Origin of the sequence: Parapedobacter sp. SGR-10 (assembly GCF_011030405.1) — a bacterium.
GTDB lineage: Bacteria > Bacteroidota > Bacteroidia > Sphingobacteriales > Sphingobacteriaceae > Sphingobacterium.
Genome location: NZ_JAAJTJ010000024.1, coordinates 18,207 through 36,666 on the forward strand (window position 1 = coordinate 18,207; position 18,460 = coordinate 36,666).

An 18,460-nucleotide genomic window follows, 5' to 3' on the forward strand; every position below is an offset into this window, starting at 1 on the left:
CGCCTGATCGTATCTACAAATTACAGCTAAGCGATGACCCTATTATTTTATTAATTCTGTTTATTGGGCTGTAATTTTTAACTCACCAAGGTCAGTATATTTCGTAGAGAGATCGGAAGTACCCTGATTTCTAAAGCGTATGTACTGTAAGGCTTTATTATTCTCTATAGTAGGGTATCCGTCAGCATCTCCGACTTGACTTCCGTTTATATAAACTTTGTATCGATTTTCAGTGGATGAATGGGCTACTATTTCAACACGGAAAGTCACCCATTGGTCGTAAAGATCAAAATTCTGTGTAACGATGTAAGAATTGGCGTTTCCGTCTTGTGGATAGCCTCGAAGAATAGTATTACCGCTAGAAGTGGAGAGAATCAGGCGCATTACGGCATCGCCAGCACCAGTAGTTGCACCATAGCCCGTCACAAGGAAATTGCTTACTTCGTCTACTCTCACTTTCCATTCTACGACAGCATGGTCAGTTGAAGGGAAAGTCGGGGTAGTCAAAACATCAGCTCCGTTTCTTATCTCCAAATATTGATTACTGTCTTCAGCCTTTATCGTATAGACGGTACGGTATGTGCCGGAGTTGCTTATCACCCATGGAGCAAGAGCAGTTCCGGTCTTCGTTCCGGTTGCGTATGAAGCAAAGTTTTCAAAAAAGACCGGCCCTGCCGTGAAGTTAATGGTCTGTATCTCGCTTGCCAATGCAGAAGCAGTCGCTTTGACACGTATCTGTACAACTACGCTCCCGCTGAGATCGGGCGCGGTTGTTCCCACCGTCCATTCGCCTGCATCGATCTTGTACTCGTGGATTTCGGTAAGGCCGGTGATAGTATTGGTATCATCGTCCCCCACTAAGGTCGGAGCTGCTGCTACCGGCTCTATCGTAGCGACCAGGAGCACGTTGCTGTGGTCTTCCGCTTCGCGGACATACACATGGCCGGCCACAAACTCAACGGCTGTCTGGTCTGCGCTCGCCCGTGTCCAGTCGCCATCCGTTCCATTGGTCGAATTCAGACTGTATTCAAGGTGGGTCGTGGTCTGTAGTAATTGTCCTTCGGCAACATCTATGCCTACGGCCTCAAGGTCAATGATGATAATCATCCCCGGACCGATGGTCTTGACCAAACGTACATTGGAAGGGTTGGCTGCCTCACGAACATATATCCTACCCTCGGCCAAGGTGACAGTCGTACTGCCATCGCTCGCAGCTGTCCAGGTACCATTCGTGCCATTGGTCGAATTCAAGCTGTACTCCATTTCAGCAGTCGTTCCGGTAAGTAAGCCATACCTCAGGTCTACATCCACCTGACGAAGATCAAAATGTGCTGGCTTTGTGTCGTCTATCGTGGGGTCATCCTTGGAGCACCCAGCCAAACCAGCTAAAAAGGAAACGGCCATAACAATGGATAACAATTTTGGAAATACAAGCAGAAGACCTTGCCTTCCTACCTTGGTTTTGTGATTTTGATCCATAATATTTGTTTTTAAAGGTTAGTTTAATCTATTTTACGGTAACGTTAACAAAACAACATTTTCTATATATACTGTCCACAATAGCACCAGTCTGACAATTAACCGTAGTTATAGAGAGTTTGATTCGTTTACGTTAACGGTAACACTAAATTATAAAAATATTTTTTATGTCAAAAAAAATAAATGAAATAAAAAATTATATAAGTATCTTTTACTCAAAACCTTAAGCAAGATCATGATATACTCTTTGAAATAGCTGTAATGTTGTTCGTATTTTAATGCTCATTTTGTTTTTTAACAAGATGAGATCGTCTGAAATAATCGTCCACGGCCTCAATATCAAACTCTTTCAACATTTCTTTGACTCCGACATGTTCATTTTCACTCGTTACCAGTACCACACCGAGTCCGCCCGGTTCTGTAATCTGTACACTGTGGCCATATTTCTTCTTTAGGTTTTTCAGTTTACCACGGTGATAGTCCAGATGCACAAGTTTATAGTCCAGATTTATATTGGCAACTGTATAATTAAAATAATTCGTTGAGCTGGCAATAATCTCTCCCAGAGGATCTCTTACCTGAGAATGAGTTCCCCGGCCACTGATTGCTCCTATAAAAAAAGCTCTGCAGGAATAGGCCCAAATGCTTTCCACAAACCCTCCGTGATAGGCAGAAGGAAAAACAATCACATCCGGATCTAATGCCACATATCGTTCCCTGAGTTTGTCAAAGTTGAGATCATAGCAGATGGCAATGGCTAACTTTCCGAAATCACAATCAAAAACCGGCACGCTTGTACCCGGCATAATCCCTCCCTCTATTTCTCCAATGGTGGGGTAATTCTTGTCATACATTCCGACTGTTTCTCCGTTACGCCCAAGCAGCACACCTGTATTTCTCAATACACCGTTTTCGTCATATCTATTCATACTATACACCAGATAAGAACCTGTTGACTTTGCTACCGATGCAAAAAAAATCAAGTATCTGATTTTCACGCACTTTGATGTATTCATTTTTTTCAGCACGTGTCAGTCCCCATGGAAAATCGGCATTCTCAGGTAAAACGATCAGATCAGGATCATCGTGAATGACCTGATCCAGTTCCCGTTTCCAGAAGGCGATCATTTGATCGACCATCTTTTGGTACCCTACATTTTTATCCAGCGTTGGGGTTCTTTCACCAATAGTAGCAACCCGTATCCGATTGGCTGCATTCGCTGTATTAAAAAGGAGCATACAACACAAAATGTAGAACAACGGTACCCGTATAATACCTATTTTTAGTTTTTCTTTCATTTCACATATTGTATTGTTCTCAATCAAACATTTTAACAGGATAATAACTATCCAGATAACTGTCGGGACGGCATAAAATTCCTCTGTTCTAGATATACGCAATCAGCTCTATGCATCAAAGCCTTTTTTTTATTTAACCTCTTTGACCGTATAGGCCACTATTTTATTGGCCAATGTATCCTGTTGGTTCTTTGTAAATATCGAATCGATTTTGATTTCATAGACAAATCCTTTCCTGATTTCATCCAGGTGTAAGGACAATCTGGTATTTCCGGTCCCGGCGGTAAGATCTTTTATGCTGATCTCTTGTTCATCGACTCTTTCGGAACCGTATTTGGCATGATAATGATAATAATACCTTTTGACTTTTAGCAAGGAGGCCAAATCCGTTCCTGTCGGAATGGAGAGTGCTTTCGTAAAGGTCAGTTCAAAACCATCATTTGCCAATTTGATATCTTTTACATCGAAAGGAACTTTATTGGTAGCGGTGATTTTTTGTATCCCCCGATCTCCCAGCCACCCATGATCAGACTGACCTATCCACAAACTTCCGTCCGGAGCAATAGCCAGCCTATTATTTCCTTTTCGTAAACCCTGTCCATCAATAAAAGGTGTCACTGCGCCTTGCAACACACCATTTACTTCTTCGAGCATGACCCGTACCAGCCGCTCCGTGTTCATCTCTCCTATGATCAATTGCCCTTTAAAATGATCCATATTCATCCCTTTGCGAACGGCAATCGGTTGAGTTGGTGAATTGGCAATAATATCATGGGGGAAAATTACGGTAGGCTTCTCCCTCTGCGCGTCCAATGAGTCCACCCCCCATTCAAAAGGATTGCCTCTATGCCAATTTTTGTCCCATACCAAACTTGCGGGATGCCCATAAAAATTCCCTTCTCTTACATAGAATAAAGGACTAGAGCCCACCCAATCTCCTTGATTGTCCGTCACAAACAATCGGTCTTTGTCGTCTATGAACAGTCCATTGGGCGAACGAAAGCCCGAAGCAAAAGGAATAACCGTTCCATCCGGTGTCAGTTTGATGACCCAACCTCTATACGGTACCGTAGAGAACATCGCTCTTCCCTCACCCTTACCGTCCATGTTCAACTCTCCACGCAATTCCTCTCCCATACCTCCACCGGAAGAAGACGAATTGAGCGCGATATACAGATTCCCTTCTTTATCTTTTACAGGACCATACGCAAACTCATGATAATTTCCAGTCATACCAAAACCATCATACACCGTTTCATAAGAATCAGCCACACCATCACCATCGGTATCCTTTATGCGGGTCAGTTCGGGGAGCTGCATCACCAACAGTTCTTTTTCATTAACAACCAACAGGCCCAACGGCTCATGCAAACCATTGGCAAACAGCTTCCATTCACTTTTTTTCGGATCATAGATCATGATTTCACCACGCATAAAAGCAGCGACCAATCTTCCATCCGGCAAAAAATCCAAAGCTGCCACTTCGGCCGTCAAACCTTCGGGCATGGATATGGTCTCGACAGTATAGGATTGCTTAGCTTCTTTACTGTCGGATTGACATGAAGCCAATAAGAATACGGGAATTAGTAACAAAATAATCTTTTTCATCAAATCAGTTTTTTTAACGTGAGGGATATTGATTATAATAAGGCTTTTTAACAATCTATATAGACCTTATTTGATTATCCGGGCTTCTACTGTAAATTGTTTTCCTTCGTTTACACCCAGTTCCAAATGGTCTGCCGATAGTTCTTGTCCATTAAAATAATAATGGACAGCATCTGTATGTGTAAAATCAAAACGGACCTTATCTTTTAGCTGAGGAATCCTGAAAGAACGGACGAGGCCTTTGCCATCTTTGCTCTCCTTGATCAGTTCGAATACCGATATCCCATTGATGGTATAGTGAAATTCGGGATATCCACCGTCTACTATTTTATAACCTTTGAAATGAGGCTTGCTTTCCGACCCGGCATTTCCTATGCTAATGACAGCCTCTTTTGTTTCACGATAGAAAATATCCCCTAAGATCACAGCACGCGCATCTTTATGCCCTTTCCACAGATCCGTATTGTCCACAAAATCTCCTTTCCATGCAAATCTGAATCTACATGCTCCGGCATCCCAACAATACGAAAGTTTGTGCGGCAAGTGTACTGCAATAGCTGCCGGACCGGCCCCTTCTATGTACAATCGATACAGATAAGGAGGTTTTAACGGATAAGGATGGGATTGATGATGCACATGTCCCTCTTCTGGTTTCTTTCGGGTCGGAGAGATATGATTATCTTTCTCTATAGGGGGCATTTCACCGGAGGCATTGACGTACATCGCACCATACATCACAAACCCATGTCCGGGCAGTGTACATACATACGGATAGATACCCTCTTCTTTAGGGGCACGAAAAGTCAGTAACTCAGAATCGGCATGATGAAGAACAGCAGTATGCCATAATACATCACCACCAGGTGGCACATACTGATTTTTTAGACCTTTTGCCGTCATCTCCGTAGCCTTACGCACGACATCTTCTCTTTTTCCGGGTTTAAGAATGAGAAGATTGTGATCCATATCATCCGTATTCGTAAACTTGATCTTGACCTGCTGGCCGGGATATACGTGAAATCTCGGCAGGCTAAACTGTAGACCAGGCAATACCGTCATCTCTATCATCTTCTCCTTTTGTTGCCCTTGCGACATCTTCGGCAATAATACACTTACAAAAAGTACCAGGATGGCAGCCCATCTCACCCTCCCGAAGGCAGCAACGGAGTTAATTCCGAAAATAGATACGGCCATATATGTTTTGTTTTTTTTCATTTCTTTTTAAAAAGGTTTTTATAATATTCAGACATCGTAAATATTCCTCCTGCACATTCATAAAAATGGGAGTCCAATTCAAATACGCCATTTGAAATCTCTGCCCACTTTTGGCCCACATATGGATGCCTGTTTTTCATGGTTTCCCAATTTTTATAATTCATATCTCCATTTGTCTCCATGAGCCCCATGCCTATGCCCGGAAAAGGGGGAAGTGCTGCCGCAATGTTTTTATTCCAGTCTATCAAGATAGGATTGACGGTGAGATCTGCACATAAACAAGGGATTGAATGTTCATAGGCTATTTTTGCAATCTTTAATGTTGCACTTAATGTCTTCGCGATACCTTTAAGGACGAAAGCCTTGTATCCCTGTTTGATTTTTTTGTAGGCGTCTCCTTCTGTATGTATGCTTTCGTCCGCACCGACCAATACCCCCAGATCAGACACATTCTCCTCATTTTCTTCCACAAAAGGCTCTTCATACAGCAATATCTGAGAGAAGGCACCTATTTTTCTGGCGTGGTCCAGGTATTGTTTAAGCAGCGCCTTGTCGGGATACCGTCCATTAGCATCCATGGTGTAGTACACTTTTCCACTGCTTGTTTGGGTTGTTTTCACATCCTTCAAAACCTCATGAATCTCGGTCAATCGATCTATATCCTTTTGCAACATCTCTTGATCATCGCCCGGAAATCCTGTTTTTATCTTAAAGACAAAGTATCCGTTTTCAGCAGCCTGTTTTACATATGCTATGGGCATATCATAGGATATCTGGTACATTACCGCTATTTTATCATTTTTGGAGGACAAGGATTCCCGGTAAGCTTGAGGAATGGTTTCGGAAAAAGTAGATAACCCATTCTCCTGTGCATAGAGCATCCATAATGCATTATCCACACTGAGTAGTGCATTGTAGACAAAGTTTATATTCAACTGATCGATACCTGTCAGTTGCTTACCCTCGTCATATAATTCGGGAATGAGCTGATCCATCAGTTGTATAGGGTCATTGAATTCATGGTTTATAATTTTTTGCAACGCCTTGTTTGTCAGCGTATACATCAATGCATTGCCCCCTGCCTCGGATGTGGAAGAAAATACATTCGCATCACCATATAAAACGCTTTGCGTAGCCATACCAAGAGCTTCAAATCCGCCTTTACTTTTTATATGAACGATATTTTGCCACAGTTCGGTCAGATAACCACCTTTAAATCCAAAATGATATCTTAGCTCTTCTCGCTGAAAATCAGAGTCTACGGAAATTATTTCTATGTCTTTCATCATATGTTTTTTTAAGGTTACGAAAGTGACGTAGGTTAAAAAAGTGATGCTTGTACATACACATTATAACTTCATCACCGCCATAACTATCATAACTTTATAACTATTATAATTTTACCATTAAAACGAGACTTTTGTCGTGAGGCCATATCGGCGTGGTTCGCCCAGATGAACCGCTCCAAAATCATAGGCATAACCAATATATTTTTCATTACCTATGTTTTCTGCCCAACATGCTATCTCCAGACGCTTGTATCGATAAGCTATCCGTGCATTGAACAGGCTGTAGGCGTCTTGATCGATCGTATTGGATAAATTAAAATATTGTTTACCGATATTTCTATAAGTGACCCCTCCTATCAATCGCGAATCCGATCCGGAAGAAAGATTTTGTGTGTACCATAAAGATAAGGCGGTTGTAGTACGAGGTGTAAAGACCGGTTTATTTCCACTATAATCTTTATTTTCTTCCTCATCTACTATTGTCAATCCTGTATACTCTGCATCGGTATACCCCATGTGACCATTCACTTCAAGTCCCTTGACCGGGATCGCCGAAAGTTCGAGTTCGGCACCTTTACTAGTCAATTTCGCACTGTTATGGATCAGCGTCAAGGCTTCAGGCATGACCAAAACCGGAACCTGCCCATTCCTCATACGCGTATAAAACAGCGTAACATTCAATTTTAGCTTTCTATCCGCAAACATGTTTTTACTGCCTATTTCGACATTGTCGCTATACTCCGATGCGTAGGTAGACAATGGCTTCTGCGAAGGATCCGATGATAGCGGACTGATACCTCCAGCTCTGAACCCTCTGCTATAGGACGTATATACATGATGGAACGTCGAGAAACTATATCCTAATGCAATCTTTGGGCTTACATTGCTATACCCTATAGAGGTTGAGGTATCGGACCGGGTGACGACCGCTTCTCCTCCATCCGGTACAAAACGCCCCTCTATCTGTTGTCTTTTGTGTTCATAATCATATCGAAGGCCAGCTGTCAATGTCAATGATGAAATGGGTTGATAATCTATCCCTGCAAAAACAGCCAGACCGGCACTATTCAGCTTGTTGATACTTATATCCGTGAAATTGGTCATCGGCGCACCAAGCATATCCGCATCTTTTCCATAATATGTACCCTGTTTGACCGGATTATCTTGTACAAAACCATAGATGCCCGTATTCCATTTAAATTTTGAAAACGTATGCAGAGGAGACGAAAAACGTGTTTCGTGCATCAAAACTTTATTACGATTCCAATCCTTGCCATAATTATTGACGATAGCGATCATGTCATACGCTGAAAAATCGCCATCTATAGGGTCTTCATAAAAACGATAATTTTCCTGATATGAGGTCTGTGTATTCAACAAAAAACCATCATGTAGATACCTCGCAGATAAAGATAGGTTAAGGCTCCGATCCTGCATCGTAGTATTACGGTTCTGCGTGATTTGAAACGGTTCACCAAAGGCCTGCTCTACACTCGAAACAAGAGGAAATGCACCTCTGTTCAACTGTTGCTGATGTTTCACGTTCAAAAGAAAAGACAATCGCTTATTAGCCTCATATTTCAGAAAATAGTTCCCTTGCCCCAATTTCAAGCCATCATAAGAAGAATCGGTAAATTTGTTGAAAAAAAAGCCTTGCCGAACCGAAAATAAACCTGCCGCACCAAAATAGAGTTTGTCTGCTACCAATGGGGCTTTTATACCTGCACTATAGCGTTGCAAATTATAATTGCCATAATCCAGCTGTACGTATCCTTTCATTTGGTTGTCCGGTTGCTTTGTGATAATATTTATGACTCCTCCACTGGCATTTCGGCCGTATAGTGTACCCTGCGGCCCCCTCAATACCTCTATCCTTTCTACATCATTAAGTTGTGAAATATACGAATCCAGACTAAACTGGTTGACACCATCGATATAAGTCGCTACCGTAGGTTCATAGGAGGTAGAAGCAATCCCCCTTATGCTCACCACACTTCGCAGATCTCCCGGATGAGCCGCATACAAATTCGGAACTAAAGCACTTAGCTCAGCTATATCCCATAGCTTAAGCGCATCTATCTGCCGGGAGTCCAGTACATTGAGGCTAGCCCTAGTTTTTTGAAGGATTGTCTCTTTTTTATCGGCCGTGACGACAACTTCAGGGATGTATTGAGCTGTCTTTTGCAAATGGATTTCTTTGTAATTGGAGCCAGGATTGACGACAAACTCTTCTACAAAATCCGTAAATCCTCCTGCTTGAACCTGTAAGATGTATTTCGCCGGAAGAATATCTACTATACTAAAATTGCCCTGTGCATCGGAAGATATTCTATAAGGTGTCCCGATCAAAGAAACAACTGCACCTTTCAATCCAGAGCCTTCGCCCATCACGCTCCCTTTCAACACTGTCGCATGCTGTGTCTGTCCATACCCAAAGGATAAAAAAGTGATCATAAAAGCTACAATAGCAATTTTCATCTTAACCGTTTACGTTACCGAAATATTAAAAAAAATATATTGAATTATTCCAACATTAAAATCCTATTAAAAAGGATTGTTCATAATTTTGGTGTACTAAAAAGACTAAATAACTCTTATCTCTTTATCAATATTAGACTAAGGTAAAATTTTAACATTATAAACACAAATATTTTTTGGTATTTAGTCGGCTCTTTATTAAGATTTTGATCAAGCAAACCCTCAAAGTCATTCCGACAGCCTGTCCCGAAAGCATTCGCATTAGCGTCAAGACAAAGGGTATAACCGTTCTTTTATGTCATCACCGAGTTTCCTCGGTACAGGCTCTGATGCCTGCCGACTGCGTAGCAGGCATCAGGGACGTGTTGGTGGCTGTGGGGCTGATGCAACATTGGATCTTTCAACTATATAGTTCTTAGATCCCTCCTATCGTCGGGATGACAAAAAAACGCTTAACGTAACACCAAGCGCACACGTACCGCGTGTGCCTAAGTCTGTGGAAAAAATCAGTGTGCAAAATCAGGGGTCACTGCATAAGTCCCTACGCCTGTCGTTTCAAAATAACCAACATTCTCTTTTGCCTGGATATCTAATCTTTGAACAATCTTATTATTTTTCACCACTTTCCATTTTCCTTCTTTCAGTCCCGGCATGACAACTCTTGTTGCCCCTTTATTTTGTACCTTAATAGAAAATGACTGATCGACACGACTATTCCTACCTTGGGTTACAATGTTGTTGTCACCGATATAAATCACATCCCCTACTTCATTTTGGATATGTACCAGCGCTAATGGTGCATGATCCCCATCGACCATCTGGAAAACGGTAAGAAAACGATTCGTTTGTTTTTTGTCCTTATAAGATACAACCACCCGATGTCCTTTTCCCTCAGCATGATTGGTTGCCGGAGTTTCCAATTGTACACCAAATACATTTGTTGCGGACAAATCAGACAATACTTCTTTTGTGTAGCTTAAAGAATCCGGTGTCAATATGGACACGTGTGTCTTCCCTACCCTTCCGCCTAACGTATTCTGTAGTACAAATCCATCTTTTTTTACTTCCGGAAGATGATGGGTATTGATCTGCCAATATTTGGCTATCTCTTCATCTTTTGTTTCCATATCGTCTGCCAGGACAATAACTGCCGGAACATCCTGTCTCTCTAGGTTCAGAAAGCAAAAGCTTCGTGTATAATGTTTCACTTTATCCGTATAAGCACTTTTCAAATCCACTGCAAAGTAGCTATAAAAAGGTTTCTTATCGTTAGTCCCCATACCTGTAGATAGCACTTCTCCGTTATGGAACCAAGGATCGGATTGAACCTGTTGGGGTGATACAGGAGCACGTTGGTTAAGACGTGTTCCCCCATCGTTGACTTTACTTCGGGTAAATTCTTCTTTCGGATCCACGGCCAGCATCATGCTATGGGCTACCGAACGTTTGTTGAATCCCATATCATAAGGTGTGCCGTAGAACCTGTACAGCCCGATGTCTCCAACCTGGAACCCTCGATAGTAAATCTGCAAGGATCCTGCATCAGCATGTTGATGATTCCCGAAATGATAGCCTCCACCTTTTATTTCGGCCACGACATCATCACTATCCTGTCCTATATTCCATCCTGTACGGGCTACCATGGAACCTAGCACTGGTCCGAAATCTTTTGTAAGCGGCAACGATGCCAAACTTGGTTCTGCTTGCAGATCCGGATCATTTAACAATAAAAATAAAACCGGATTATTTAAATTGCCATGTCTCAGGAATTCTCCTTTCACTATAGGGTCTTTGCTGTAGGTGTACATCAAGAACATCACCATTGGAGACTTCCAATAATAGGGCTGCCCGGGTTTTCCAGAACCAAAGCCATCACCATCGCGCAGCATTTCGCCGCCTGCTGTACGCATGTACAGCCAAAAGTACGGTAGATTCTTAAGGTTATCATCAAACACGCGTTTGCCAGTCATCCGATAGTAAAGCCACGCCGCGTGCATCTCCCAAGCAAATCGATAGGAACCGTATCCAACTCCCTGATTGTGCCGAGGCGATTGATATTCGAACCGCCGCATGGGAACCAATTCTTCTAAAATCGCATAAGACACATATTGATAAGGAAGTGGATCTTCGTCATGGATAGCTATACTCATGGCCAAAAAATCTCGGTTGACCATCGCTTCATTGCCGTGGCCATTCAATATTTTTGTTCTAAAAGGCGGCCAACCTATTTCCATATCCATAGACAGCCTCATCAAATGCTTGATAAGTGTTGCTTTCTCTTCCTCTGATAGCAAGTCGTACGTCCAGTCATATACCAAAGAAGCGGTATAAATTGCACGTCCAAGTTCTCTCGTGATATCCAAGATATTTCCAAACTCTACATTTGCCAGATAATTAACCGTAAGATCAATAGCCTCCCGACCGATTTTCCGGTCACCCGTCATCAGATAGTAGAAAGCCTTTGTCTCTGTAGCCTTTTCCAAAGCCACATTATGGGGCATTTCCTCTTCTGGGTTAAATGTAAAAACAAAAGGGACGACAGCTTCTTTCTTTAGTTTTTCCCAAACGGCACGATTTTCTTCTTTTGTCAGATTTTCCTTCACCAAAGGCAACGATTCCCGGTTCACCCACAGGCGTGGATGACCCGAAGGGGGCTGTACGGTTGGTTTGTAGTTTACGGCACCTGCAGGTACTTTCGGTGGGGTATATTGCCGTACCTCCATATATTCCAAACGAACACCTCGGGGGAGCCAAATTTTTATTTCCTCCTCTTCACCATTCAACTGAAAAATACCGGTACGCTGCAATGGTCTGTCCCACGGCACATACACAACCCGCTTCGTAGCTCTATTATTCCCGATCTGCATACGCATAAACAAGGACTCAAATTTTGTCTTCGCCTTCTTCATCAGTGCTGCACCTTCTTCATCCGTGACAGCGTAAGTCTGCATAAGGTAATGTCCGGCTTGCGGAGCTTTTAGTACGAAGCTCATGTCTTCTTCTTCCCGTTCACCATTAATTGCTTCGCGAATATCCGGTTTCAATGTAAGACCGTTTTTATTCGCCAGCCGTTCGTCGGTTACGATGTGAGTGGTCTTTGGATTTAATCGCGCACTCTCGAAATCCAGACGCAGCGCTTTGCCTCCCTGAAAAGTCTTGACCTGTGCATGTTGCGCGTACACACCACCAACGCCTATAATCACGATGATGAACATAAAGGAGAAAAAATGACGTACCATAAATTTTATATTTGATTAGTTATTCATATTGCTCAAACTCATTTTATCCCGAATAGGATGTACACGACCTTATTCCTGTGATAGTTGCTGTACTTCCTCATCGGTCAATGCCCGATTATATATTCTCAAGTCATCCAGTACACCTTTGAAAAAAGAGGCAAAATCCCTCGTCCCAATACACAAAGGTGCATCTCCCATCTGCGGAATCACCTCATAATCTGTAAAATGTCCCGTATTCCTATGCGTCCCGTCTCTATAAATCTTGATGGTATTGTTAGCAAAATCATACACGATACAAATGTGTATCCATTCCCCTATTGAGAGCGCGTGTTGAAAAGAGGCTCCAGATCCTAGACCGCCCGAAAGGTTAAACGCATAGCCGGATATCCTATTGGGTCTGTAGCTATCCTTGTTATAGATCCTGAACACATATTCATGCTTTCCGCTCCTACCTTTTCCCATCCAGTGCACGTAAGGTTCAGAAGTTTGCGTACGTGAGAAATTCAGCGTCTCTATCCGCATCCACACCGAAACCGTAAATTCTCCCGTAGTAGCAATGCTCAGATAATCTTTGTGCTGTATATCTATATAGCTGTTCTCCCCGTTGAAACGGGTAGCAAGACCATATACCCCGTGTCTATTCGAAGCGGCTGTCACATGATGACTCACGCCATGATTGCCATTGGTTGTATGATCTTTGCTGTCACCTCCATCGAGTGGATACCAAGCTATCAATCCCTCTTGTGGAACGACAACAGACGAAGTTTCCTCTGTATGTTCCTCTTCGCCCTGTTTATCCTCCGCTCGCAATTCTGAACCGCTTTTTCCGCAGCTGCCGAGACAAATTGCCACACATACAACAATCCTTGAAAGCAATCTATTTTTTTTCATAAGGCCTGTATAGAAGATACATTCATAAGCGGCATAATACTATTCGGAACCACTAAAATCCATTCTCTTTTATAGCTTCAGAATATTTCTTATCAGTTTTTCGCACGCTGCGGCATATTTTAGCATCCCGATGTCTGTAGGGTGTGTACCATCTACCGAATCGTTCATATCCAGTCCGATATCCTCCTTTGCCAGATAGTACAGTCCCTGCACTCCTTTGGATTTCAACTCTTGATAGGCTTCGCGGGACAGACTGTTTGTCCGCAGAATACCTTTGGTTCGGGTAGCATTAAGCCTCCCTTCTGTAAAATGTGACCCATCAACGAGGATGATCGGCGTATGTGGATGCTTTTCCCGGATCGTATTGACCGCATAGGCGATTTTGGATTTTATATTGGCTGTCTCACTTCCCAGATTGGGCAAACAATCTAAGACGAACACCTTGGCTTCCTTTTCAACGATCATATCTACCACTTCTTTTTCCAGACGGCCATTGCCCGAAAAACCAAGATTGGCTACGGGCATGTGTAGATTTCTGTCCAGGATATTGGTCCAGCCCATACCCGCTCGGGAGGCACAGCCGCCCTGCGCAATGGAAGTTCCGTATACCACAATGGGTTTTTCGGCAGAAGCCGGAGTAAATTTAAAAGCCTTATCAGAGGGAATACCTATTTCCATCCATTGCACGCTATTGTACAGGGGTAGATACAGATGAAATGTCCTGCCGTCTTTATACTTTTCCTTATCCAGATTTAGGCCGGTATAGGTATAGGTGACGGTATCCTTAAATTGATACTTACCATATGTCCATGCCCAAGACCCATCGCTATTCTCCGCAAACAAATCTACACCTGAAACGCCCGTCGCAGGAAAATGGTTCATCGCATAATTCTTATTGCTCAGCACATACCGTATAGTAATCTCCTGGGCGTCTGTCTTAAAAACCAACTTAAGCCCGGCAGCATTTCTCGATAGTTTCCATACCGGGCTTCTGACCACACTTTCCGCTTTAGCAGGCAGCCTGTCATAAAAAGAACGGACAGCACTCCCTGTCCACAGTTGGTTGTGCACAGTCAGAAATTTTTCGGAAGCAGGATTGTACCAGACAAAATCTACTCCCTTTTTCGCTTGGGCAGAGGCCATAGCTCCGGGAAAGAGCAACAGCATTAAAAGTAACAGTTTACTATAATTCATATTTTATATTCTTTGGTCCAACAAAAAAAGGTGCAAATATACACTATCCAATGATACATGCAATATTAGCACCCTCGGTATTCTCCGGTTATCGTAACGAAACCAGTATTATGCCTATACCTACTATTTTTTATTGGCTTCTTTTATTGCTTTGGCTTTATCCTTTAGATATTTTGTCTGCTCAGGATTCAAGATTTTCCAGTATTCCTTGGCTCTTGCACTGGTCAGCTTTTTCCTTTCAGCCTGGGCTTCTTCTTTCGACAAGGATTTATCTGCTTTTACTGCATCAAACTGAACCTTGTACCGAGCTACCAATTCCTTCACCGCCGCACGTTGCTCATCAGTCGCGTTGATCTCATCCATTACCTCGGTAGAATAGTATTTAATCGCCTGCCCATAACTTTCAGCGGAAAGCACGACCAACCCAAAGACAAGTGCCACCATCAACATTACTTTTTTCATGATTTTTAAATTTAAAAGTTTATATAATTTGATTATTTAACACATTATGCGTTTACGTTAACGAAAATAAAGAAAACACTTCAGAATACAAAGCTTAATTTTCATCTGTCTAATTTTTTCTTCAATGGCTGATGAGACCTCGACGTAAATAACCGATCCGCCACCGCGGAGAGCTCATCGCAGATAATCATTGCCCTGTGTGCCAATAATTATTTACATCTCGGTTTCATTTATAAATTTTTTAAAGCCTCTGGAATAAGCATCCTTTACCCTTCCATCATCATCCCTATAAATAAAATAAGCTTCCATCTTTTTACCTTCCAAAAACCGCAAAGCTTCCTCCACCCCCATCCCCATCAATACATTGTCGTAGGCATCGGCCGTGATGGCATCTTCTGCAACGACTGTCACACTGATCATATTGGTCTTGATCGAAAATCCTGTCCTTGGATCCATCAGGTGAATGATCTTTGATCCATTGCTTTCTACATACTTTCGATAATCGCCCGAAGTCGTGACAGCACCTCTCTCCAAAGTCAGCACCTTACCTATGATCGGCTGCTGATAGGCAAAATCTGCGGGCATTTCTATACCTACTTTCATATATTCGCCATCCGGTTTTTTTCCTTTCACCCGAAGTTCCCCTCCGATCTCGACCAAATAGCAGGATATCTCACGGCTCTCCAAAAAATCTGCTACACAATCCACACTATATCCCTGTGCTATACCATTGACATCGATCTTCACACAAGGCATACTTTTGATCAAGCTGTCGTTTCTCAACATGATCTTGTCCGAACCTACACAAGTGAGCAATTCCTGTATCCTTGCCGTGTCCGGAAGAGATTCAATGGTCTTCTCTGCAAATCCCCAGGCACGTACAATCGGATATATCGTGATATCAAACGTACCTTGCGAGCGGACATAAGCTTCCAGGGACTTTTCCACCACTTTTTTCAAATGCCCATCTACCTTGGTTCCCTTATCGGAATCGTTAAATTGACTGATTGTCGAATAAGGTTTATATATAGATAGCGAACTGTCCAAACTAGCCAACATATCTTTGATCTCATGGACCGAAACGACACTATCCTGTGCATAATATATCACCGTATAATCCGTTCCCTGCGCATACCCTCGAATGGTGAACTTACGTGGCTCATTGCTCCATACCCATAGAGGAAGCAGTACCCCTATTAAAATATATCCAATCTTCACTTTTGATTTTAACATTACTCTTTTTTCTCTCTACTGGATACTAGGACTACAGAACAAGAAACAGGGTTTAAAAACCTACACAACCACACAAAACTGTTCAGTATACTTACTTCCAGTACATGAGATTTTAAATTTTCACAAATATTTTGTTGCGGTATAGGAAATACAAAAACAACCATACCAGTGCTACCGTTCCCAATGACTGGTAGAATGCGTGCCACTCTTCAGGAGCATACATATAAAAACCTTTAAAAAGCCTTTCAGATGAATATTTAAAACTTATCAATGAAGTACCCAAATAGATAACCAATGAGTTGACACCGATCACCTTAAAGAAAAATGCCCATTTTTTATAGCCCAGCACATCAATAACCCAGTAGAAAAATGCCATAAACAGAAATGCCATACCCCCTGTCAGCAATATAAACGAACTTGACCACATATGTTTATTGATCGGAAAAAATGTACCCCATATCAATCCCAAGAGCACTCCCAAAACACCCATAACAGCCAATTTTAACACTTTGCTATATTCTCCCGTGACAGACGATCTTAATGTATCCCCTGCTATGAGTCCAAATATAGTAAGGCAGGACGCGGAGAAAAATGTTCCCAACGCCAGTTCGTCATAAGTACCCTGTAAAAGTCTTCCCGGCATTATCGTACGATCGATCCATCCGGGCAGGTTGCCTTCAAAAGAAAGGTTACCGGCACCATATCCCGGCACCGGAATCAAAAATACGGCAGCACAGTACACCACCAAGATACCAGCGGAAATATAGAGCAATTTTTTGGGACTAGGAAAGTTCAGATACAATACCGTAGCAAAAAAACAGGCTACACCTATGCGTCCCAATACACTCCCAAACCGTATATTTCCGGGTTCTAAGATGGTAAGGGGATTATTTTTGTCCAATATACCCAGAAATACTAAAATCAGCATGCGTTTAAACATACTTTTGTATATCTGCGAATGGGTAGCCCTACCCTTCAAGCTATTGTTGATGCTATACACCATAGATACCCCCGACATAAAAAGAAAAAGGGGGAAAATAAAGTCATAGAAAGTAAAACCATCCCACTTTGGGTGTTTCAACTGATCGGCAACCATGTCTATCCATCCCCAACCTGTTTTGCCCTCCAGCAAGAGCAAAGGTGCTGCCCCCCCGGTAATCATAAACATATCAAAACCCCTCAAGGCATCGAGTGATTCCAATCGCTTTTTTTTAAAAGATCCCCGTCCATCATTGGTCTCACCAGCTTGGACCTCGGTCTGCTTATGTGGCTTCTCTTGCATTTTTACAGATAAATCAATGGATGAATATATTTTAAAGCTATGTGAGTTAGGAGGTTATGGAGGCTTCAAACCTACTTAACCATTGTAACCACCATCACCTCTGTCACTTTATTTTATTTCAGTAAGACAGGAGCCATTTCCTTTTGCCAGATAGCATAGCCATCGGCATTCATGTGCAGGCTGTCCTTTGTGAATATAGCTCCTATCGGTTGACCATCCGACCTCAGCATTTTACTGTAAACATCAATAAATTGAGCATTTTTTTCCTTTTTCAGAAAGTTTTCAATCATGGCATTTACCTCTGCTGTACCCTCCAAAAACCGCCTTCTTCTCGGACTTGGCTTGATGGAGATATAGGTCACGTTGACCTTTTTTCCCAAATGCTGACGAATGCCATCATACACCGTCTTAAACCTGTTGAATATGGTATCAGGCGTAGCACCTTTAGACAAAAAATCGTTTTCTCCACAATAAATAACAACTTGCTTCGGGTTATAGGGATAGATCACATCCTCCGCATACCGAATCAGATCCGTGAGGTGAGCCCCTCCAAATCCTCGGTTCAGCATGGTGTGGTTCGGAAAATATGCCTGCACATCTTTCCATCTGGTGAAAGACGAACTACCAACCAGCAAAATAGGATCCTTTGGTGGTGGGGTAATGCTATCTTGTTTTTTAAACTTTTGAATATTATCATAATAGCGTGGCTTCTCCTGCGCAAAACCATTGTGGTATTGCAAGAAAAGAACAATTGCTAACGTAAAATATTTCAATGCTTTCATATTGATTTT

15 protein-coding genes are annotated in these 18,460 nt (G+C 42.4%); 1 reads left to right on the top strand and 14 read right to left on the bottom strand.

Annotated elements, in window-relative coordinates; all coding sequences use genetic code 11:
• Window positions 1-60: 60 nt before the first annotated feature.
• The 7 genes from G5B00_RS14455 to G5B00_RS14485 form a co-directional block, all read right to left on the bottom strand.
• A complete protein-coding gene (locus G5B00_RS14455) occupies window positions 61-1,479 on the bottom strand; it encodes a hypothetical protein (RefSeq protein WP_163876897.1) in 1,419 nt (472 codons plus the stop codon).
• Window positions 1,480-1,754: 275 nt separating this feature from the next.
• Complete coding sequence (locus G5B00_RS14460; RefSeq protein ID WP_240894517.1) at window positions 1,755-2,408, bottom strand: carbon-nitrogen hydrolase family protein; 654 nt, start codon at window positions 2,406-2,408, stop codon at window positions 1,755-1,757.
• A gap of 1 nt (window position 2,409) precedes the next feature.
• On the bottom strand, window positions 2,410-2,778 hold the full coding sequence (locus G5B00_RS14465) for a hypothetical protein (protein ID WP_163876901.1): 369 nt from the start codon (window positions 2,776-2,778) through the stop codon (window positions 2,410-2,412).
• A gap of 129 nt (window positions 2,779-2,907) precedes the next feature.
• A complete protein-coding gene (locus G5B00_RS14470; protein WP_163876902.1) occupies window positions 2,908-4,386 on the bottom strand; it encodes a PQQ-dependent sugar dehydrogenase in 1,479 nt (492 codons plus the stop codon).
• A gap of 66 nt (window positions 4,387-4,452) precedes the next feature.
• The gene (locus tag G5B00_RS14475; protein ID WP_163876904.1) at window positions 4,453-5,601 is read right to left on the bottom strand and encodes a plastocyanin/azurin family copper-binding protein; all 1,149 of its coding nucleotides are present in this window, start codon (window positions 5,599-5,601) and stop codon (window positions 4,453-4,455) included.
• Complete coding sequence (locus G5B00_RS14480; RefSeq protein ID WP_240894519.1) at window positions 5,598-6,890, bottom strand: enolase C-terminal domain-like protein; 1,293 nt, start codon at window positions 6,888-6,890, stop codon at window positions 5,598-5,600. Before G5B00_RS14480 ends, G5B00_RS14475 begins: the two co-directional genes overlap by 4 nt.
• A gap of 117 nt (window positions 6,891-7,007) precedes the next feature.
• Window positions 7,008-9,368, bottom strand: coding sequence for a TonB-dependent receptor (locus G5B00_RS14485; protein WP_163876906.1), 2,361 nt, complete (start codon window positions 9,366-9,368; stop codon window positions 7,008-7,010).
• Window positions 9,369-9,574: 206 nt separating this feature from the next.
• Between G5B00_RS14485 and G5B00_RS14490 the strand changes: the two genes are divergently transcribed.
• Window positions 9,575-9,787, top strand: coding sequence for a hypothetical protein (locus G5B00_RS14490; RefSeq protein WP_163876908.1), 213 nt, complete (start codon window positions 9,575-9,577; stop codon window positions 9,785-9,787).
• Window positions 9,788-9,874: 87 nt separating this feature from the next.
• Here the strand turns inward: G5B00_RS14490 and G5B00_RS14495 are convergent, their stop codons facing one another.
• The 7 genes from G5B00_RS14495 to G5B00_RS14525 form a co-directional block, all read right to left on the bottom strand.
• Window positions 9,875-12,607, bottom strand: coding sequence for a hypothetical protein (locus G5B00_RS14495; protein WP_163876912.1), 2,733 nt, complete (start codon window positions 12,605-12,607; stop codon window positions 9,875-9,877).
• Window positions 12,608-12,676: 69 nt separating this feature from the next.
• On the bottom strand, window positions 12,677-13,498 hold the full coding sequence (locus tag G5B00_RS14500) for a LamG domain-containing protein (RefSeq protein ID WP_163876915.1): 822 nt from the start codon (window positions 13,496-13,498) through the stop codon (window positions 12,677-12,679).
• A gap of 69 nt (window positions 13,499-13,567) precedes the next feature.
• Window positions 13,568-14,692, bottom strand: coding sequence for an SGNH/GDSL hydrolase family protein (locus tag G5B00_RS14505; RefSeq protein WP_163876918.1), 1,125 nt, complete (start codon window positions 14,690-14,692; stop codon window positions 13,568-13,570).
• A 123-nt stretch (window positions 14,693-14,815) separates the two neighbouring features.
• Window positions 14,816-15,154, bottom strand: coding sequence for a hypothetical protein (locus G5B00_RS14510; RefSeq protein WP_163876919.1), 339 nt, complete (start codon window positions 15,152-15,154; stop codon window positions 14,816-14,818).
• Between the two features lie 213 nt (window positions 15,155-15,367).
• Complete coding sequence (locus tag G5B00_RS14515) at window positions 15,368-16,387, bottom strand: FAD:protein FMN transferase (protein ID WP_163876922.1); 1,020 nt, start codon at window positions 16,385-16,387, stop codon at window positions 15,368-15,370.
• A 112-nt stretch (window positions 16,388-16,499) separates the two neighbouring features.
• Window positions 16,500-17,669, bottom strand: a complete 1,170-nt coding sequence (locus G5B00_RS14520; protein ID WP_163876925.1) for an acyltransferase family protein — start codon at window positions 17,667-17,669, stop codon at window positions 16,500-16,502.
• Window positions 17,670-17,782: 113 nt separating this feature from the next.
• On the bottom strand, window positions 17,783-18,451 hold the full coding sequence (locus G5B00_RS14525; protein ID WP_163876928.1) for a GDSL-type esterase/lipase family protein: 669 nt from the start codon (window positions 18,449-18,451) through the stop codon (window positions 17,783-17,785).
• Window positions 18,452-18,460 lie beyond the last annotated feature (9 nt).